At 68.3% G+C, this 19,063-nt stretch carries 17 protein-coding genes; 16 read left to right on the top strand and 1 reads right to left on the bottom strand.

The features are described 5' to 3' along the window. Positions 1-79: 79 nt before the first annotated feature. From VKZ50_06860 to VKZ50_06930, 15 genes are all read left to right on the top strand, one after another. On the top strand, positions 80-1,054 hold the full coding sequence (locus VKZ50_06860; GenBank protein ID HLJ59433.1) for a TIGR03619 family F420-dependent LLM class oxidoreductase: 975 nt from the start codon (positions 80-82) through the stop codon (positions 1,052-1,054). Next, entirely contained in the window at positions 1,051-2,004 is a 954-nt protein-coding gene (locus VKZ50_06865) for a CoA-transferase (protein HLJ59434.1), read from the top strand. The genes VKZ50_06860 and VKZ50_06865 overlap by 4 nt, the downstream gene beginning before the upstream one ends. After that, positions 2,001-2,765, top strand: a complete 765-nt coding sequence (locus tag VKZ50_06870; GenBank protein ID HLJ59435.1) for a CoA-transferase — start codon at positions 2,001-2,003, stop codon at positions 2,763-2,765. The genes VKZ50_06865 and VKZ50_06870 overlap by 4 nt, the downstream gene beginning before the upstream one ends. 89 nt (positions 2,766-2,854) lie before the next feature. Then, positions 2,855-4,054: a Xaa-Pro peptidase family protein gene (locus VKZ50_06875; protein ID HLJ59436.1), complete on the top strand. Its 1,200-nt coding sequence runs from the start codon at positions 2,855-2,857 to the stop codon at positions 4,052-4,054. A gap of 613 nt (positions 4,055-4,667) precedes the next feature. Next, complete coding sequence (locus tag VKZ50_06880; GenBank protein HLJ59437.1) at positions 4,668-8,258, top strand: ABC transporter ATP-binding protein; 3,591 nt, start codon at positions 4,668-4,670, stop codon at positions 8,256-8,258. A gap of 451 nt (positions 8,259-8,709) precedes the next feature. After that, positions 8,710-9,015 (top strand): hypothetical protein, encoded by a 306-nt coding sequence (locus tag VKZ50_06885; protein ID HLJ59438.1) that lies wholly within the window; start codon positions 8,710-8,712, stop codon positions 9,013-9,015. A 507-nt stretch (positions 9,016-9,522) separates the two neighbouring features. After that, positions 9,523-10,047 (top strand): hypothetical protein, encoded by a 525-nt coding sequence (locus VKZ50_06890; GenBank protein ID HLJ59439.1) that lies wholly within the window; start codon positions 9,523-9,525, stop codon positions 10,045-10,047. Next, the gene (locus VKZ50_06895; protein ID HLJ59440.1) at positions 10,048-10,755 is read left to right on the top strand and encodes an SOS response-associated peptidase; all 708 of its coding nucleotides are present in this window, start codon (positions 10,048-10,050) and stop codon (positions 10,753-10,755) included. Positions 10,756-11,252: 497 nt separating this feature from the next. Further along, positions 11,253-11,486 (top strand): hypothetical protein, encoded by a 234-nt coding sequence (locus VKZ50_06900; protein HLJ59441.1) that lies wholly within the window; start codon positions 11,253-11,255, stop codon positions 11,484-11,486. A 467-nt stretch (positions 11,487-11,953) separates the two neighbouring features. Next, the gene (locus tag VKZ50_06905) at positions 11,954-12,718 is read left to right on the top strand and encodes a hypothetical protein (GenBank protein HLJ59442.1); all 765 of its coding nucleotides are present in this window, start codon (positions 11,954-11,956) and stop codon (positions 12,716-12,718) included. A gap of 1 nt (position 12,719) precedes the next feature. Then, on the top strand, positions 12,720-12,926 hold the full coding sequence (locus VKZ50_06910) for a hypothetical protein (GenBank protein ID HLJ59443.1): 207 nt from the start codon (positions 12,720-12,722) through the stop codon (positions 12,924-12,926). Positions 12,927-12,954: 28 nt separating this feature from the next. After that, entirely contained in the window at positions 12,955-14,217 is a 1,263-nt protein-coding gene (gene cofG / locus VKZ50_06915; protein ID HLJ59444.1) for a 7,8-didemethyl-8-hydroxy-5-deazariboflavin synthase CofG, read from the top strand. A 22-nt stretch (positions 14,218-14,239) separates the two neighbouring features. Next, complete coding sequence (gene cofH / locus VKZ50_06920; protein ID HLJ59445.1) at positions 14,240-15,511, top strand: 5-amino-6-(D-ribitylamino)uracil--L-tyrosine 4-hydroxyphenyl transferase CofH; 1,272 nt, start codon at positions 14,240-14,242, stop codon at positions 15,509-15,511. A gap of 37 nt (positions 15,512-15,548) precedes the next feature. After that, positions 15,549-16,652 (top strand): DSD1 family PLP-dependent enzyme, encoded by a 1,104-nt coding sequence (locus VKZ50_06925; protein HLJ59446.1) that lies wholly within the window; start codon positions 15,549-15,551, stop codon positions 16,650-16,652. Positions 16,653-16,661: 9 nt separating this feature from the next. Continuing rightward, the gene (locus tag VKZ50_06930) at positions 16,662-17,414 is read left to right on the top strand and encodes an SDR family oxidoreductase (protein HLJ59447.1); all 753 of its coding nucleotides are present in this window, start codon (positions 16,662-16,664) and stop codon (positions 17,412-17,414) included. A 66-nt stretch (positions 17,415-17,480) separates the two neighbouring features. Here VKZ50_06930 and VKZ50_06935 read toward each other — a convergent pair whose 3' ends face one another. Beyond that, the gene (locus tag VKZ50_06935; protein ID HLJ59448.1) at positions 17,481-18,296 is read right to left on the bottom strand and encodes an SDR family NAD(P)-dependent oxidoreductase; all 816 of its coding nucleotides are present in this window, start codon (positions 18,294-18,296) and stop codon (positions 17,481-17,483) included. A gap of 249 nt (positions 18,297-18,545) precedes the next feature. Between VKZ50_06935 and VKZ50_06940 the strand changes: the two genes are divergently transcribed. Further along, a complete protein-coding gene (locus tag VKZ50_06940; protein ID HLJ59449.1) occupies positions 18,546-19,010 on the top strand; it encodes an isoprenylcysteine carboxylmethyltransferase family protein in 465 nt (154 codons plus the stop codon). Positions 19,011-19,063: the final 53 nt, after the last annotated feature.

The raw sequence follows: 19,063 nt of genomic DNA on the forward strand, positions 1-19,063 counted from the left end.
CCCGGGCACGATGCGGCAGAAGCGCCCGTGCGCGGGGCCCCGCCCGGAACAGAGACGGTCGGGCCTTAGGAGGCGCCACATGGCGGGTCGAGAGGTCCACTTCGGCGTCGCGCTCGAGAACTTCACCCCGCATCCGGACGAGCCGAACGTCGACGGGATCCTGGACTACGCGGCCAAGGCGGAGACGTTGGGGTTCCACTCGGCGTGGGTGTGGGACCATATCCTCTTGGGAACAAAGCGCCCGTTTCCCTTTCTCGAGGCCCTCTCCACGCTCGCGGCGCTCGCCGTCCGCACGAGCCGCCTGCGGCTCGGCACCGGCGTCTGCGTCCTGCCGCTACGGAACCCCGTCGTGCTGGCGAAGGTGCTCACCAGCATCGATCATCTCTCCAAGGGCAGGCTCGTGATGGGATTCGCCGCCGGCTGGTACGCGCGCGAGTTCGAGGCGTGCGGCGTCTCCTTCAAGGACCGCGGGAAGATCTTCGTGCAGCACCTGGACATCGTCAAGCGATTTTGGACCGAGGAGCGCGTGGACGGGGCGGTCGACGGCTACGCCTTCAACGGGGCGGTGATGCTGCCGAAGCCACTACAGCGGCCGCGGCCGCGGATCCTGATCGGCGGCTACGTCGACGCCGTCCTCCGCCGGGTCGTGCGCCACGGCGACGGCTGGCTGACGTACTTCTACACGGCGGAGAGTTTCCGAAAGACCTGGCGCAGGCTGCACGAGATCGCCGGCGAGCAGGGGCGCGATCCGGCGGACCTCCGCAACGTGAACCAGCTCCCCATCTACGTCGCCGACACGTTCGAGGAGGCGGACCGCGGCAGCCGCGACTTCATCGCCCGGTACTTCGACGTGGCGCCGTGGAGCGAATCCTCCCCGGACAGCGCCATTCGCGGGACGCCGGCACAGTGCGCCGAGCAGCTGGCGCGTCACATCGAAGCCGGCGTGGAACACATCGTGCTGGTGCCCTTCGAGTACCGCACGGACCAGCTCGAGATCATCGCCCGAGACGTGATCCCCCGCCTGCGCGGCATGACCGCGGGGGTCGCGCCGTGACCGGCCTGACCTTCGTGGAAGCGCGGCGCCGCGTGGAGACGAAAGACCGGGCGCTGCGCGACAAGCGGATGTCGCTCGCGCAGGCCGCGTCGCTCGTGCGGAACGGCGATCATCTGGCGATCGGCGGGTGCCTGTACTCGCGCACGCCGATGGCGCTGCTCAGGGAGATCCTGCGCTTGCGCCGCACCGGCCTCACGCTCTCGCGCAACCTGATGTGCTACGAGAGCGAGCTGTTCCTGGTGGCCGGGGCGACGCGCGAGCTCGTCACCAGCTGGATCGGCATCGGCCTCCCGTGGGGGCTCTCGCGCGTGGTGCGGGAGCTCGTCGAAAGCGGGCAGGCCCGCCTCGAGGAGTGGAGCCACCTGGCGATGGGACTCCGGTATCGCGCGGCGGCGATGGGGATGCCGTTCTTGCCCACGCTGTCGATGCTCGGCTCGGACCTGCAAACGACCACGACGGCCAAGACGATGGCGTGCCCGTTCACCGGCGAGCGGTTGTGCCTGGTCCCCGCGCTGTTTCCGGACGTCGCGGTCATGCACGTCCACCGGGCGGACCGCTTCGGCAACGCGCAGATCGACGGGTATCCGCACATGGACGCCGACATCGGGCTCGCGGCCTCCACGGTCATCATCAGCGCCGAGGAGATCGTGGACACCGAGGAGATCCGGCGCCGCGCCGACCGCACGGCGATCCCCTTCTTCGCGGTGGACGCGGTCGTCGAGGTGCCGTACGGCGCGTACCCGCACGAGTGTTACGGCCTCTACGAGGCCGACATCGACCACATCGGCGCCTACGCGCGCCGCACCGGGGCGGAGGGCGTTCCGGCCGCCCGCGCGTATCTCGAGGACTACGTCTACGGAGAAGAGACCTTCGACGACTACCTCGGGCGGTTCGGCACGGACCGGCTTCTCCGCCAGCGAGAGGCCGCCCGCGAGCTGACGGGCGGATGACGTCGTACACGGCGTCCGAGCTCCTCGCCGTGACGGCGAGCCGCCTCCTCGCCGACCACAAGATCGTGTTCGCGGGCGTGGGGACCCCGCTCCTCGCGTCGGCGCTGGCGCGCACCACGCACGCGCCGCACCTGACCATCGTCGTAGAGGGCGGGGTGATCGGCCTGGAGGCGCAGCCCGGAAAACTTCCGATCTCGACGAACGAGATGCGCGCCGGGTGTCGCGCGATGATGCTCCCTCCGATCACGCAGACCTTTCTGTACGCGCAGCGCGGCTTCTTCGACTACGGCTTCCTCGGCGGCGCGCAGATCGACGCGCACGGCAACATCAACACGTCGGTGATCGGCCCCGTCGACCGCCCACGGGTGCGCCTGCCCGGCAGTGGAGGCGCCTGCGACATCATCTCCCACTGCCGGGAGGTCTTCATCGTCACGACGCACGAGCGCCGCCGATTCGTGGAACGCCTGGACTTCGTCACCAGCCCGGGCTACCTCGCCGGGGGAACAGCGCGAACCGGCGCCGGCCTGCTCTTCGGGGGGCCGAGCAGGGTCGTCACGAACTTGGCGATGATGAGCTTCCATCCCCGGACTCGGCGCATGCACCTCGACGCGCTGCAACCCCAGGCCGACGTCCGGCAGGTCCGCGACAACACTGGGTTCGAGATCGAGGTGCCCGCCGAACCGGAGAGGCTCTCCCCGCCCACCGACCACGAACTCGAGTTCCTCCGGCGGCTGGATCCGGACCGCCTGTTCCTGGGCTGAGCGACCGCACCCGTTCGGCGGCCCGCCGCCGGGGCGACCGTCAGCGACAGCCGACATCGTCAGAACAGCGCAACGCCGGGAGGCATGCGATGACGATCCCAAGAGTACAGGTTCAGGAAGGCTCCGGCCCGCTGGTCGACGCGCTCCCGTTCAGCGATGCGGAGTTCCAACGCCGCCTCGACAACACCCGGCGGGAGATGGCGGCCCGCGATCTGGCGGCGTTCATCAGCTTTACGCCGGAGAACATCTACTATCTGACGGGGCACGATAGCCCGGGCTACTACTTCTATCAGGCGTCGGTGTTGACGCCGAACCGGCGTCCCGTCAACGTGCTGCGCCGGATCGAAACGACGAACACGCTGGGACGGAGCTGGTCGCGACAGACCGTAGGGTACGAGGACCGGCAAGACCCGGTCGAGGCCACGCTGGGGCTGTTGCACGAGCTGGGGGTCGCCGGCAAGACGGTCGGGGCCGAAGCGGATAGCTGGTTTATCAGTCCCAAGCGGTATCACCAGCTTCAGCGGGGCGTCGAAAGCGCGGGAGGGCAGCTCGCCGACGCCTCGCGAGTGGTGGAGGAGCAGCGGGTGACCAAGTCGGCCGAGGAACTGAACCACATCCGGGCGGCGGCGCGGGCCGCGGCGCGGGCGATGCGGGCGGCGATCGGGGCGTCGCGGGCGGGGACGACCGAGAACGAGGTCGCGGCGGCGATGTCGGCGGAACTCATTCGGGCGGGCAGCGAGTACGCCGGGCTGCCGCCGTTCATCACGAGCGGGCCCCGGACTAGCCTCTGCCACAGCACCTGGGCGGGGCGAACCTACCTGGCGGGGGATGTGCTCAACTACGAGCTGCCAGGGGTGGTCAAGCGCTACTGTGCGGCGCTGTTCCGCAGCGGCGTCGTGGGCAAGCCCGCCGATGAGGTGGCACGGCGAGGGCGGGCCGTGCGGGAGGCTCTTGAGCACGTGATCGAGGCGATCAAGCCGGGGGCAACCTCAGGAGAAGTGCACGATGCGAGCAAATCAGTGTTCCGCAAGCACGGGATGGGGCACATGCTCGGACACCGCACCGGCTACTCCGTGGGGATCAACTACGCGCCCGACTGGGGTGAAGGGCAGATCATGTCGATTTGGGACGGCGACGAGCGCCCCCTCCGACCCGGGATGACGTTCCACTTGGTGCCGGGAATCTACGACCTCGCCCGCTACACGATCATCATCGGCGAAACGGTACTCGTCACAGACACCGGGTGCGAGGTGATCACAGACTTCCCGCGGGATCTGTTTATCGTTTAGGGGTCGTCGCAGCCGGAACGATCTACGAGCACGGCGCCCTACCGCGTTCACAAGACGGTTCTGTGCGGTTTGGTTTCGTGTGGGAGCACGTCTGCCGAGCTCTCCGGTCCGCCGCGGTCGTGCTCGAGGAGTCGGAGCGGTTCGACGCGATTCACGCGGTCGTGGCGCGGATCGTAGTACACTCGAACGGTCGAGTGGATATCGATGCGGCTGTACCGTTGGCAGATGATCCGGTGACTCCGACGTACGTGAGAAATGTGGCCGCTGCGTCTATGGCGTCGTGGAGTCGTGCACGCAACGGGCCACCACCGCGAGAAACGTCCGTGACCTCGGCCCCGCACGCTTGGTGGTGCGAGACAGTCTGGCAGCGGCACCGTCGGACCGTGGTCGAAGCGCATCCCCTGCTCGTCGCGCTCGAACTGGCCCGTGGCACGGCGTGTATCATGTTAACATGATGATGATCGTTCCTGCCTTGCCCAGCCCGACGGCACTTGCCTCATCAACAGCCGGTGACGGTGGACCTCCGCGCGCTTGATCCCGGTGCGGACGCGCGCGCCGAAGCCGTCCGTGGCGCGGAACGCAGGGATGTGGGGCCGTCGCGACAGGAGTGCGGATGTATTTCGACAAACAGCTTTGGGCGTTGATGCGCGGCGCGAGGCTCCGGATCGCGGCCGCGATCGCGGTTGGACTCCTCTCCTCGTTCGTCGGAATTGCCCGCTTCGCCGCGCTCGGCTGGCTGTTGACCGTCGTGTTCCGCGGCGCGCAAGCCGGAGGGCTCGTCATTCCGGCCGCCACCGTGGCCGGGGCCGTTTTCCTGCGAGGCGCGCTCGAATACGTGCGGGCTATGATCGCGCATCAGACCTCATCGTGTATCCAGACCCAACTCCGCGCGCGCCTCTACGACAAGGTGGTCGAGCTCGGCCCCGCTTGGTTCGCCGGGGAGCGGACGGGTGGTGTAATGCTGTCGATCGTGGACGGCGTCGAACAACTCCAACCCTTCTTCGGCCAGTACCTTCCGCAACTATGCGTCACCGCGCTGACCCCAATTGCGATCTTTGCCTTCATTGCCTGGTGGGACGTGCCGGTCGCCGCGGTGATGCTTGTCTTCGCGCTCCTCGGGCTCGTGGTGCCGGCGGTCCACGGGGGCAATCGGCACGCAAGCCTGCGCCGCTCGGCGTCACTGAAGACGTTCAGCGAAGAATTCCTCGATGCCATCCAGGGGCTGGCGACGCTCAAAGCGTTTGGGCAGAGTACTGCGTACGGTCGGATGCTCGCGGACAAGGCACGCGCCCTGTCGCGCGATACGATCCGCGTGCTCGCCACCAGCCTGTCGAGCCGCGGGATCACCGACCTCGTTGTCGCAAGCGGCGCCGCCGCAGGGCTGACGCTCGGCGCGTACCGGGTGTCACACGGACTCATGAGCCTCCAGGCCCTGCTGATCATTCTCATGGCCGGCACCGAGATTTTCCGTCCGCTCCGCGACCTCCGGACCGTGCTGCACCAAGGACTCGTCGGACAGGCCGCGGCGATCGGGATCACCGCCCTGCTGGACACCGCAGCGACAACGCCCAGCGGCCGCGGGGCCGCGCCGGTGACACTCCCACCCACGCTCGAATTCGAACGTGTCCGGTTCGCCTACCCCGGCCGGCGCGGCGATGCCCACGGCGGCTTGTCGTTTACAGTCGGCGCCGGGGAACGTGTCGGCATCGTGGGACCGAGCGGTGCCGGCAAGTCATCGATCACACGCCTGCTGTTGCGACTGTACGATCCTCAGGAAGGCACCGTGCGCATCGGGGGACGAGATTACCGCACGATCGACCCGGAACAGGCGCGTTCCCAGATCGCCGTGGTCCAGCAGGATACCCACCTGTTCCACGGTACGGTCGAGGAGAACCTGCGGCTCGGGAGCCCGGACGCCACGACGGAGGAACTCGTCGCGGCGGCGCGCGCCGCAAACGCGGATGGGTTCATCCAGACCCTCCCGCAAGGATACGCTACCGTGATCGGCGAGCGCGGCGCCAAGCTCTCAGGCGGGCAGCGTCAACGTCTCGCGATCGCGCGGGCGCTGCTGCGCGACGCGCCGATCCTGATTCTCGACGAAGCGACGTCTTCGGTCGACTCAGAGAGCGAAGCCGCGATCCAGCAAGCGCTCGACCGCCTGATGGTCGGACGCACGACGCTCATCCTTGCCCATCGCCTGTCGAGCGTAATCGACGCCGACCGCATCCTCGTTCTCGACCAAGGTCGCATCGTCGAGAGCGGACGTCACGACGAACTGATGCGACGGGATGGGGCTTACCGCCGGTTGATGGGCACGCAAGCTGACGACGGAGTCCTTGTGGCAGACTCCCGCTCCGAACGTCCGCGGGTCTCTCGCGGCGGCCCCGATCTGCTCGGCGATGTTGACCTCGCCGCGGACCCCGAGGATGCGATCGTACGGGCTTTCCCACTCGGCCTAGGGAAGACCGTTGCCACGCTGTTGCAGTTTGTCCTGCCGCTGCGCGGGCAGCTCGCACTGACGATGCTGTCGGGCATCGGTCGTGTCGCCGCCTTCACCGGTGTCGCGATCGTGAGCGCCCTCATCGTCGCCGCCGTGCGGCACGGCGCGCCGTACGGCGCGTTCCTCGTGCTGCTTGCGATCACCACGCCGCTGGCCGGGATCCTGCAGTGGGTCGAAGCCTACCTCGCTCATGTGGTGGCGTACGATCTGCTGGCCGAGATGCGCATCGCGCTGTTCGCGAAACTGGATGCCTTGGCCCCGGCGTATCTGCTCCGACGGCGGTCGGGAGACCTGGTCGCGCTCGCGACGCAGGATGTCGAGACGATCGAGTACTTCTATGCGCACACCGTCACGCCCGCGGCCGTGGCGGTGTTCACGCCCGCCACTGTGCTCATCGCGCTCGCCGTCGTCGCATGGCCGGTGGGCTTGGCCTTGCTGCCGTTCCTTGCGTACGTTGGGATCGCGCCGCTGTTCTTCCGGCGGCGCATCGACCAGATCGGGGCGCGCGTTAGGGAAAGTCTGGGATTGCTCACCGCCCACGTCGGGGACACGATTCAAGGGCTCTCGGAGCTCGTGGCCTTCCAGGCGCTCGATCGGCGCCGCGCTGAGTTCATGGACGTCGTCCGCGCGTACCAGGCGACGCGCCTGGAGTTCTTCAAGGATCTCGCGTTCCAGACGGCGCAACTCGAAGTGGGTATGGGCCTGGGCGGGCTGGCGGTCGCCGGGGCCGGGGCGCTGCTCGCGGCGCACCGACGCCTGGATCCCACGGTGTTGCCGCTCCTGACGCTGCTCGCGGTCGCGGCGTTCCTCCCAGTATCGGAGATCGCAAATGTCGGCCGGCAACTGGCCGACACCTTCGCGTCGACCCGTCGGCTGTACACGGTCAACCGCGAACCCGTAACGGTGACCGACGGCCCGGAGAATCCGCCACCGCCGGCACGCGGCGGATCCGCGATCGCGTTCAACGGTGTGACCTTCACGTACCCGGGGACGCGCCGCGCGGCGCTCTCGTCGTTCAGCCTGGACATCCGGCCAGGCGCCACTGTGGCGGTGGTCGGCCCCTCGGGGGCCGGCAAGACCACGGCCGCGAACCTGCTCCTGCGGTTCTGGGATCCGTCAGACGGCACGATCACGCTCGACGGCCGCGACGTGCGCGCCTACGCGCTCGACCAGCTACGGGGCCGCATCGCGCTCGTCGCCCAGGACACGTACTTGTTCAACAACACGCTGCGCGCGAACGTGCTGCTGGCCAAGCCGGACGCCGATGACCGCGAGCTTCGCCTCGCGATCGACCGCGCCGCGCTGGCCGAGATGGTCGAAAGCCTCCCGGACGGGTTGGACACTCGGGTCGGCGAGCGCGGCGTGCAACTCTCGGGCGGCCAGCGCCAGCGCGTGGCGATCGCCCGCGCGTTTCTCAAGAACGCGCCCGTGCTGATCCTGGACGAGGCAACCTCGCATCTCGACGCGGTCAACGAAGCGCTAGTGCGATGCGCGCTCGATGACCTGATGCACGATCGCACGACGATCGTGATCGCTCACCGGCTGTCAACGATCCGCGCGGCCGACCTGATCGCCGTGCTCGATGGCGGGCGCCTCGTGGACACGGGAACGCACGCGAGCCTGCTGGCGCGAGGTGGGCTCTACACCAACCTCGTCGAGCGGCAGCTCGGGCTTGTCCGCGCCGCTTCCGTGCGCAGAATTTAATTCGCCGCGGCCCGCTCAGGACGGGCTGGCGGTGCGACGGTCTCAGCCGTTCTGTGGCGACTCACGCCGCAGAAAGACGCTGGCGGGCAGCTCGCACAATGGGCCGGTAGAGTCGCATGGCGCTCATCGTCCACGACAGTCCGAGGACACGGGCGACGATCATCAGGTACGTGATCCCGTCCAGGGCGCGCGGATTGGGGCGGAACCAGAACCTGAAACCCTTGCACGACCGTGGTCAGGTGTCACGCTCGAGCACGCCCGCCGGGTCGCCGCGTCACATCCGTATCTCCGCCGACAGATCCGTAAAGGAATGTCCGCTGGCGCCAAGCCCCTGGGTATTTAGGAGACGGGGGGCACCTCCTCTGCGATGCGCTGCAGCCTGTTCCTTCGACACTCTCGTCGAACCGGTGCCCCTCGACAACCGCCACAAGGCGCACATGGGAGGGGTCAGATGCGGCATTCCGATTCTGAACCGGTTCCGTTGATGCCCGGGCACGAGTACGATTGCGGGTGGGTATATCCACAGTGGCCGCAGCGACCGTATCTAGTGTTCGTCGAGCGGTCGGCGGACGCGGGGTATCGGGTGGTCCGGCACGGAACGGATGGCAGCCGCCCAATCCTGAAGGCCGGGTTTGCGACACTCACGGAGGCTAGCGCGTTCGGCAACGGGCACGTGCACGCGATGGCCAACATCGTGACATCTCGCCGGGTTCTGAATGGGACGACACCCCGCGCTGAGTTGGGCAAACCTGCCTAGCTCATCGACAATCGGGGTGTGCTTCTACGACCGTGCTCAGGGAACCGTGTGAGCCTCTCCGCGCCAAGCACCAACTGCGCCAGCGGCGATAGTTGCGAGAGACGGCCCGGAACCGCTCCGCCACACTTCATTTGGTACTGCCCATCCGAGCTTTGAACCAGCCGCGTTCGGCAGGAGCGGCACACTGAACACGAGCTGGCAAGGATGTATGCGCTGCCTTTCTGTGGCTCGTCCGATGATTGTCCCCCCTGTCGTCCTCTGCGTTCGAGACTCGCAACAGTGCAGTCACTAGAAAACGAGAAAAGCGGCGCTGAGGGGCTGCCGCTCTTCTCGTCTTTCCCGTGGTGCACCGCGTCTTGTACATACCCATCTCGTTGCTGCCAACGACCATCAGGTTCTCTTGGGTTGCCGGTGTCTCTCCAAGAGACCACCTTCGAGCGAACTCTAGTTGCGAACACAGGTTCGGTATGCAATACTTCCAGCATAGAGGCCGCTGGAGGTGGTACCGTGGCGCTGAGCGAGAAGGCTCTGCAAACCTCAACACTGTCAAACTCGCACCTGACCGCCGTCCAAGACGCCACGGTGTTGCTCTTCCGGTTCTTCTTCGATGCGGTGAACGACTTGAGCAAGGGCGTGCCGATCGAAGAGACGTGGATGGCCGAGTACCTCCCAACACGCTACCTAGAGTTGTACGACGAAGCCTTTGCGCGGCAGTTCCTCACGTGTCTCCTCACCGTGAGCGCGAAGCTATGGAGTGGGGAGGCCTACCGACCGGCCTGTGTGGCAGAGCAGCTCGCATTTCGGGCGCTGCTTGACTTCGCGCAGGCCACCCTGGAAGAGCGCGGGATAGAGCCAGACTTCGGACCCGCATGGGAAGCGGCCTTCGACGATCTGGGCGTGACGACGCTGTTTGAGGAATCCTCCGTCGTTGATCCGCGGCTTGAGTTCGAACAGTGGTTCCGGCCAATCGCAGAAGCCGGCGTCCATCCGTCGATTCGGTTTCAGGACCGTGTGCTGACTCGGATTTCGTAAGTGTGCGGCCGGCTCGGCATCTATTTGATTCCTGGGCTTGTCGCGCAGTTCTTCCGGGCCGGGTATGACCCGGACCCGCGGATCGAACCCAGCTGGAACCTTGCACCCAGCCAACCCACGATGGTGATTCTGCGCACCCCCGAGACGGGGCACCGCCGTCTGGAGCTGCTCCAATGGGGCTTCTTGCCTCGGTGGGCAACAGACCCCATGCACACGCGGCGCCCGATCAACGCCCGGGGAGAGACCGTCTCCACTTCGGGGCTATTTCGGGACGCCTTTGCCAAACGGCGATGCCTCATCCCTGCCGACAACTTCTACGAATGGAAATCACTGCCCGGCCAGAAGCAGAAACAGCCGTATGCTATTGCTCGCGCGGACGGGAACCCGATGGCCCTCGCAGGACTGTGGGAAACGTGGCACGATCCTGAGAGCGACACGGATCGACGCACGTTTGCGATCGTGACGACAGAAGCCAACGGAGACATGGCCCGGATTCACAACCGCATGCCCGTCATCCTCGACGAAGCAGAATGGCCTGTCTGGCTGGGCGAAGTGGAGGGCGATCCCAAAGCCGTCCTGCGCCCCGCATGCGAGGGCATTCTCCGAATGTGGCCCGTGAACCGCAACGTGAATACACCGGCGAACAACGGGCCTGACTTGCTGGAGTCGCTGGGCCAGCCGGAACAGAGCGGGCTCGCTCTATGTTAGACGCAGACTTGCCGAGATGCGACTCAACGCTAGGAGTTCCACAGGAGAACGCCTACGCGACAGTGACAAGCTCTCGGGTCCTGGACGAGGGTTGGACAGATACGATCTCCATGCGGACCGGATCCATCTGGTCTCGTGCGTGTGTCGTATGCCGGCCGCAGTAGACGGACACGATCTCCGTCCCGTACTTTGGGGCCACTTCGGCTTCGTGACCACACGTCGGGCAGCGGTACATTGCCATGACGGACCTCGCAGTTGGGATGTCTGCTCAGATTATTCCCGAGTCGCGCGTGCCCCGGACCGCAAACGGCGCGAAGGGCTGCATCGAATCCGTTCGATCCGCGGGTCCTCCAAAAGAATCCGTCAAGACGCGTTCGGCTAGCTCGGACCCTCCAGGTGGGGTTCCCGGCCTTTTTTGGGGCATTCAGCAAGTGCACCAAGTAGAGTCGCGTGACGGCGACGAGAGGTGCACAGACTGGGAACCTTGGGGGGATGGGATGCGGCGGACGCTTCTGGTGGGGTTCTTGAGCGCGATGGTCATAACAGTGCTGCCAGGATTCACCCTGCCGTACGGTGGGACTTTCGTCGGCGGCACTGGGATCGCAAGTGCGGACGACCTGAACGGCGACTTGAACAGTAACTGTCACACTGGGGCGAAGGGTCGCGGAGCTGGCGGGAACGACAAGGTCGACGAGGGCGACTGCATTCTCGACATTCTCGGCGGTTTCTAGACAAGCACGTCACACTCAATTCGTGCGAGAGCCCGCACGATGGGGGGCCGGGGCATCCAACGTGACGTTCGGCCCCCCGTCTAACTACGCCGAACAACCGGCAACCTCTTGGATACTACACGAGTGGTGATTCGCCGCGAGGAAGGGGCGAAGGAAGAAAGAACTCTCCATTAGAAGCGCGAAGGCGTCTCCCCCTCCGGCTCGGAGCTGAATTGTCGTTCACCGCGATTCCTGTATCGAGATCGACGCCTGCATCCCCCTGGGGGAGCGGAGATGCTGAGCGGGCCACCATGGGTGATAGCGTCCGCGCCTTCGTGAACTCATGACCCGCAACGGGGAATGGCCGACCGGTCAAACGGGACTTCCCGCACCACCGCCGAACGTAAGTACCCAGCGGAGGCGGGTCCCGGTCCCGCGCGCGGCCGCGCGACCGGTGCCTGTGTATTCGAGGTGATGCGCTGGTGATGATGCACAACATCCTGCTCGTCCTCTCCACCTTCCTCGCCTCCGCGGTCGAGATGGTGGAGGCGTTGACGATCGTGCTCGCGGTCGGCGTGACGCGCGGCTGGCGCCCGGCGCTCGTCGGTGTTGCGGCCGGGGTGGTCGTGCTGGCCGCCGTCGTCGCGGTGTTCGGGCCCGCGCTGACGTACATCCCGATCGACGCCCTCCGGCTCGTCGTGGGAATCCTGCTGCTGGTGTTTGGCCTGCAGTGGCTGCGCAAGGCCGTGCTCAGGGCCGCCGGCTACGTGCCGCTGCACGATGAGGACGCGGCGTTCCGGCGAGAGACGGAGGCGGCCCGGGCCGCAGGGACCGAAATCCGCGCCGGGCTCGACTGGTATGGATTCACGCTGTCGTTCAAGGGCGTACTCTTGGAAGGACTGGAAGTGGCATTCATCGTCGTGACGTTCGGGAGCACCGAAGGCAATCTTCCGCTCGCGGTCCTCGGGGCGGCCGTCGCGGTGGTTCTCGTCGCGGGCACCGGCGTGCTGGTCCACCGGCCGCTCAGCACCGTCCCCGAAAACGCGATGAAGTTCGCGGTCGGCCTCATGCTCACCACGTTCGGGACCTTCTGGAGCGCCGAGGGCGCCGGCGTGACCTGGCCCGGCGGGGACGGAGCGATCCCGGCCATCCTGGCGTTTCTGATCGTGGTGTCGCTGGCGTTCGCGTCGCTCCTGCGGCAGCAGCGGCAGCGGATGGCGGCGACGCCCTCGATAGGAACCGGGGGACAGTGACATGGCGGCCGCGGTGATCGGGTTCTTCCGCTTCTGGTACGAGTTCATCGTCGGGGACGACTGGACCGTCGCGGCCGGCGTGATCGTGGCCCTCGCCGTGACCTTTTTCTTGGCCCACCGCGCCGTCCCGGCGTGGTGGATCATGCCGCTGGCGGTGGGAGCGGTGCTGTTGAGCTCGCTCCGCCGGGCCGCCAGGCGCGCACGCTGAGGCCTGTCCGGGCCCCGGATTCTCCCTCATGACCTTCCGCACAACCGCACCCTCCGGACCACTGCCCGCGGGTGACGCGCCCGGTCGGGTCCGTTCGCGGGAGATCGCGGCGGCACTCGACCGCGTCGCCGACGGGGCGGCGCTCGGCCGCGACGACGCGGTCCGCCTGCTCTCGGCTGAGCCCGCGGACGTCGGCGCGATCTGCGAGGCGGCGAGACGCCTCCGCGGCCGCGGCAAGGGCACGACGGTCAGCTTCTCTCCCAAAGTCTTCATTCCGCTGACGCGCCTGTGCCGCGACGCGTGCGGGTACTGTACGTTCCGCACCACACCGGCCTCCGACCCCGCGCTCTACATGACGGCGGAGCAGGTGCTCGACGTCGCACGGCGGGGGCAGCGGCTCGGATGTACGGAGGCGCTGTTCACGCTTGGGGAACGCCCCGAGCAGCGGTTCCCGGAGGCCCGCGCGTGGCTCCGCCGCCGCGGATACCGGAGCACGCTCGCCTACCTCAGGGAGATGGCCGCGCTGGTGCTCGCCGAGACGACACTGTGGCCGCATGTGAATCCCGGGACCCTGTCCGAATCCGAGATGACGGGGCTGCGCGACGTGAGCGCGTCGATGGGCCTCATGCTCGAGAACACGAGCGAGCGGCTGTGCGGCCCGGGCGGGCCGCACGAGCACGCGCCGAGCAAGCATCCGCGGGCACGCCTCCACACGCTCGAGACGGCCGGCCGGCTGCGCGTGGCCTTCACCACGGGCCTGCTGCTCGGGATCGGCGAGACACGGGAGGAGCGCGCGGACACGCTGCTCGCGATCCGCGACGCCCACGCGCGGTGGGGCCACGTGCAGGAAGTGATCGTGCAGAACTTCCGCGCGAAGCCCGCGACACCGATGTCCGGGGCGCCGGAGCCCGACGTGGACGACGTCGTCCGCACAGCGGCGGTCGCGCGGCTGGTGCTGGGCCCCGACATGAACATCCAGGTGCCGCCGAATCTCACCGCGGACGCCTACCACGTGTACCTGTCCGCGGGGATCAACGACTGGGGCGGGATCTCGCCGCTCACGATCGACTTCGTCAACCCGGAGGCCCGGTGGCCCGAGATCGCCGCCCTCGCGGCGCGCACCGCCGAGGCCGGACTGACCCTGCGCCCGCGCCTGCCGGTCTACCCCGAGTACCTGTTGCAGCGCTCCGAGTATGTCCCAGCCCCCCTCCGCGCCGGCCTCTGCAAGGCGGCCGACGAGGAAGGGTATGTGAAAGGGGGCCTCGCCCGCCATGGCGTCACCGCGTCCTGAACCCGAGTACCCGCTCCACCGCATGCTCGCCAGCGTGTCCACGGAGGTCGCGCGCACGCTCGACCGCGCGCTGTCCGGCGGCGACGTGACCGCCGAGGAGGCCGAACGGCTGCTCGCGGCAACCGGAGCGGATCTCACGGCGACGATCGCCGCGGCCGACCATCTGCGCCGTCAGACCGTCGGCGAGGTCGTCACCTACGTCGTCAACCGCAACATCAACTTCACGAACGTCTGCATCAAGGGCTGCGGCTTCTGCGCGTTCAGCCGGGACTACCGGGAGGAGGAAGGCTACTTCCTCCCCGAGGAAGAGATCCTGCGGCGCGCGCGCGAGGCGTGGGAACTCGGGGCGACCGAGGTGTGCGTCCAGGCCGGGCTGGCCCCGAAGATGGACGGCGACCTCTACATCGACCTCGCGCGGCGGATCAAGGCCGCGCTGCCGGAGATGCACATCCACGGCTTCTCGCCTGAAGAGGTGCTGTACGGCTCCGTGCGCTCCGGCCGGTCGATCCGCGAGTACCTCGTTGCGCTGCGCGACGCGGGCGTGGGGAGCCTGCCGGGCACGGCGGCGGAGATCCTGGACGACGAGGTGCGCAACCGCATCGCGCCCGGGCGGATCCGCACGGCGCAGTGGATCGAGGTGATCCGCACCGCGCACGAGCTCGGCATTCCGACGACGTCCACGATGATGTTCGGCCATGTTGAGACGGCAGGCGATCAGGCCCGGCACCTCGTGCTGCTGCGCGACCTGCAGCGCTCGTCCGGCGGCTTCACGGAGTTCGTGCCGCTCAGCTTCGTCCACACGGAGGCGCCGATGTGGAAACGCGGCCTCGTCCGGGGGCTGCGCCCGGGACCGACCGGTGTCGAGGTGTTCCGCGTGCACGCGGTCGCCCGGATCGTCCTCAACCGCGCGATCCCGAACCTGCAGGTGTCCTGGGTCAAGGAAGGGCCCCGCGTGGCGCAGTTGCTGCTCGGCGCCGGGGCAAACGACCTCGGCGGCACGCTTATCAACGAGAGCATCTCCACCGCGGCCGGCGCCGGGTACGGCCAGCTGATCTCGCCGCGCGAGATGCGCCGGCTCGTCCGCGAGGCCGGCCGAGTCCCCGCGGAGCGCCTGACCACGTACAAGATCCACCGGCTGTTCGACGCGGCCGACGACGAGGCGCCCGACCCGCTCGACCTGGCGGCGGCCGACCCGACACGCTTCGGCAGCTACCGGCAGCTGATCAAGATGGACACGTTCCGCTACCGGCATCCGCACCGGGCGGGCGTCGAGCCGCGGGAGACCGTCCCGTAGCCGCCGCCGCGAGCCAACCGCACCACAGGAGCGGTCGATGACACTCCAGACATGGGCGATCGGACGCCCCAAGACGGACCTCGACACCCCCGCCCTGCTCGTGGACTTGCCCACGATGCAGCGGAACCTGGACCGGATGGCCCGCTACATGCGCGACGCCGGGGTCGGGTGGCGACCGCACACGAAGGCGATCAAGACGCCGGCGATCGCGCACATGCTGCTGCGCGCCGGCGCCCACGGGGTCACCTGTGCGAAGCTCGGCGAGGCCGAGGTGATGGCCGCGGGCGGGATCCGCGACATCCTCATCGCGAACCAGGTCGTCGGCGACCAGAAGATCGCGCGGCTCGTCAACCTGCTCCCGCACGCCGACGTGATCGTGGCCGTAGACAGCGAGGTCAACGTCCGCGCGCTGGACGCCGCATCACGCGAGAAGGGCGTGCGCCTGCGCGTGCTGATCGAGGTCAACACCGGCATGAACCGCGCCGGCGTGGAGCCGGGCGACCCGGTCGTCCGTCTCGCCCGGACGATCCACGGCTGCGAGGGGCTGCGCTTCGCAGGCGTGATGGGATGGGAGGCTCACGCGATCCGAATCACCGACCCCGCCGAGAAGCGGCGCGCGATCGAGCAGGCGGTGGGCCTGCTCGCCGACAGCGCCGAGCGCTGCCGGCGGGCGGACCTTCCGGTGGATATCGTCAGCTGCGGGGGCACCGGCACCTACATGATCACGGCTCGGGTGCCTGGGATCACCGAGATCCAGGCCGGCGGCGGCATCTTCGGCGACGTGCTGTACCGCACCCGGATGGGCGTCGATCACGAGTACGCGCTCACGGTACTCGCGACCGTCACGAGCCGGCCGACGCCGACCCGGGTCATCTGCGACGCCGGCAAGAAGACGATGAGCAGCGACGCGGCGCCGCCCGAGCCGATCGGGCTCGCGCACGTGACGTCCGTGGCGCTGTCGGCCGAGCACGCCAAGCTGGAGCTCAGCGAGCCCGACGCGTCGCTGCGGGTCGGGGACAAGCTCGAGTTCGTGGTCGGCTACTCCGACACCACCGTGTGCCTCCACGACGAGCTGTACGGCGTGCGGGACGGCCGGGTCGAGATCGTCTGGCCGCTGCTGGGACGGGGCAAGTTGCGCTAAAGGCCGCCGATGGCTGCTCCGACAATCGGTCCCGCCCGAGGGAAGACTGGCGCGGCCGTGCCCGCCGGCGATCGGGTCGCGGTCGTTACCGGTGCCAACCGGGGGATCGGCTGGGCGATCGCGCGCGGGCTCGCCGGCCTGGGTCTCACCGTCTACGTCACGGCGCGCGACCCGGATGCGGCCGCCACGGTCGTCGCAAACACGCGCGCCACGGAGCTGCGGTTGATCCCGCACCAGCTCGACGTCACGGACGACCGGTCGGTGGCGGCGCTGCGGGACGACATCGAGTCGCAGCATGGGCGCCTGGACGCCCTCGTCAACAACGCCGGCGCCTACTACGACCTGGGCCAGCGCGCGGGCGAGGCGGACTTGGCGATCGCGCGGGCGGCGCTCGACGTCAATCTGCTCGGAGCGTGGCGCATGTGCGTGGCGTTCGTGCCGCTGATGCGGCGCGGGCGCTACGGACGGATCGTGAACGTCTCGAGCGGCGCGGGGAGCTTCGTGGATCCCGACCCGGACGCCCCGGCCTACAGCGTCTCGAAGGCGGCGCTCAACATGCTGACGGTCAAGCTCGCATCCGACCTAAGCGGGACGGGCATCCTCGTCAACGCCGCGTGCCCAGGCTGGGTGCGGACCACGATGGGAGGCCCCTGCGCGCCGCGTGCTCCCGAGCAGGGTGCCGACACGCCGATCTGGCTCGCCACGCTTCCGCCGGACGGCCCGACGGGCGGCTTTTTCCGGGACCGGCGCCCGATCTCCTAGTAGGATCCCCACGCCGCACGGGGCGCCCGCACGTCTGCGCAACCCCGGCGCGGTCGGGACGATGCCTCAGGCCGTGCCTGGCTGATACCGCGTGGCGAGCGTCGGCTTGTTGGCGCTTCCGAAGATCGCGCCCTGCAACTCCGCCAGCCGGTCGAGCAGCGACGCATCATCAAGCCCGGGGATGCACGTGACCTCGCCCCGCGCGAACGCGGCGAGCGACGCGGCGGCCACGTCGTCCGCCGTCATCCGCGGCCGCTGGCTGAAGTCCATGCCCTGCACTGTGTGGAACTCCGTCGCCACAACGCCGGGGAGGCACACCTGCACGCGGACGCCGGTGCCGGCGATCTCGCCCCCGAGCGCCTGCGTGAACGTCACGATGAACGCCTTCGCCCCGGCGTAGGTGGCGCGGTGAGGCAGCGGCCTCGGCGGCATCGAGCCGCTGAACGCAAGCAGGGAGGCGATGTTGATGACGCCACCTGTGCCGCGACGGATCAGGCCGGGGAGCGCCGCGCGGGTGAGGCGGGCGACGGCGCGGATATGGACGTTGATCAGGCCGTCGATGACCTCCGGCTCGACCTGCGCGAACGGGCGGTACCCGCCGAAGCCGGCGTTGTTCACCAACAGAGCGAGAGACTCGTCGCCGGCAACCCGCGCTTCGACGCGGGCGAGCGCGCCCGCGTCGGCGAGGTCGGCCGCGAGCACCTCGGCGTGCGCGTGCGCCTCCCTGTGCAACCGCTCGGCCAACTGCTCCAGCCGCTCGCGCCGCCGCGCGACCAGGACCAGATCGTACCCCTCGCGCGCTAATCGCCCGGCGTACGCCTCTCCGATGCCGGCCGATGCTCCGGTGACCAGGGCGCGCGGCCGGGTGCCAGAACTCGACATGCTCATCCCTCCCGGATCTCAACCACCACGGTGCTGCAGAATCGCGAGGTCGAAGTTCCCGATCGGGCCCCTTCGTCTCCTCCATCGCGGCGGAACGCTGCACCACCGCCTGCGGCATGCACCCGGTCACCCCTTCGTCGGCGCTCCGCGACGCGGTACCGACGCCCGGGACATCGTTCGGAATTGCCCCATCGAGCACAGGCGGCTATGCTGAGGGCAGCACCAATCTGCGGGTCACCGTGGGGGCACATGGGGAAGCCAGATACCGCGGGTGTCGTCGCTCCACCGCCCTTGATCTATCTTGCGGCTGTCGTCGTGGGGTTGGCGCTCCGGCGGCTGGCTCCGGCGCCGGTCCTCCCGCGTCCCCTCGCCTACGAGCTCGGCGTCGCCGTCATCGTGATCGCCGTGGCGCTCGCGTTGTGGGGCGTGCGTGAGATGCGCCGCGCCGGCACGTCCGAGAGTACGGCGGTTCCGACGCGCGCGCTCGTGACGACGGGCCCCTTCCGTCTCAGCCGCAATCCCTTGTACGTGTCGCTGACGCTCTGTTATCTCGGCATCATGCTCGCCGCCCAGGCGCTGTGGGGGCTGGCGTTGGTGGTCGTCGTGCTCTTCGTGATGCGGCGCGGCGTGATCGACCGCGAGGAACGCTACATGTCGCGGAGGTTCGGCGACGCGTATCTCCGGTACAGGAAACAGGTACGGCGCTGGATGTAGGCTCCGCGGCCCGCGTCCAGACCTCCAACCGGCGCTGCAGAACCAAACCGCTG

It is taken from the genome of bacterium, assembly GCA_035295165.1.
GTDB lineage: Bacteria > Sysuimicrobiota > Sysuimicrobiia > Sysuimicrobiales > Segetimicrobiaceae > JAJPIA01.

What these genes read in the sequence shown, in the direction of transcription:
- VKZ50_06900 (HLJ59441.1), top strand. Translation starts at nt 11,253, where the DNA reads ATGCGGCGGACGCTTCTGGTGGGGTTCTTGAGCGCGATGGTCATAACA.
- VKZ50_06860 (HLJ59433.1), top strand. Translation starts at nt 80, where the DNA reads ATGGCGGGTCGAGAGGTCCACTTCGGCGTCGCGCTCGAGAACTTCACC.
- VKZ50_06905 (HLJ59442.1), top strand. Translation starts at nt 11,954, where the DNA reads ATGCACAACATCCTGCTCGTCCTCTCCACCTTCCTCGCCTCCGCGGTC.
- VKZ50_06930 (HLJ59447.1), top strand. Translation starts at nt 16,662, where the DNA reads ATGGCTGCTCCGACAATCGGTCCCGCCCGAGGGAAGACTGGCGCGGCC.
- cofH (HLJ59445.1), top strand. Translation starts at nt 14,240, where the DNA reads ATGCTCGCCAGCGTGTCCACGGAGGTCGCGCGCACGCTCGACCGCGCG.
- VKZ50_06940 (HLJ59449.1), top strand. Translation starts at nt 18,546, where the DNA reads ATGGGGAAGCCAGATACCGCGGGTGTCGTCGCTCCACCGCCCTTGATC.
- VKZ50_06925 (HLJ59446.1), top strand. Translation starts at nt 15,549, where the DNA reads ATGACACTCCAGACATGGGCGATCGGACGCCCCAAGACGGACCTCGAC.
- VKZ50_06910 (HLJ59443.1), top strand. Translation starts at nt 12,720, where the DNA reads ATGGCGGCCGCGGTGATCGGGTTCTTCCGCTTCTGGTACGAGTTCATC.
- cofG (HLJ59444.1), top strand. Translation starts at nt 12,955, where the DNA reads ATGACCTTCCGCACAACCGCACCCTCCGGACCACTGCCCGCGGGTGAC.
- VKZ50_06935 (HLJ59448.1), bottom strand. Translation starts at nt 18,296, where the DNA reads ATGTCGAGTTCTGGCACCCGGCCGCGCGCCCTGGTCACCGGAGCATCG.
- VKZ50_06885 (HLJ59438.1), top strand. Translation starts at nt 8,710, where the DNA reads ATGCGGCATTCCGATTCTGAACCGGTTCCGTTGATGCCCGGGCACGAG.
- VKZ50_06875 (HLJ59436.1), top strand. Translation starts at nt 2,855, where the DNA reads ATGACGATCCCAAGAGTACAGGTTCAGGAAGGCTCCGGCCCGCTGGTC.
- VKZ50_06870 (HLJ59435.1), top strand. Translation starts at nt 2,001, where the DNA reads ATGACGTCGTACACGGCGTCCGAGCTCCTCGCCGTGACGGCGAGCCGC.
- VKZ50_06880 (HLJ59437.1), top strand. Translation starts at nt 4,668, where the DNA reads ATGTATTTCGACAAACAGCTTTGGGCGTTGATGCGCGGCGCGAGGCTC.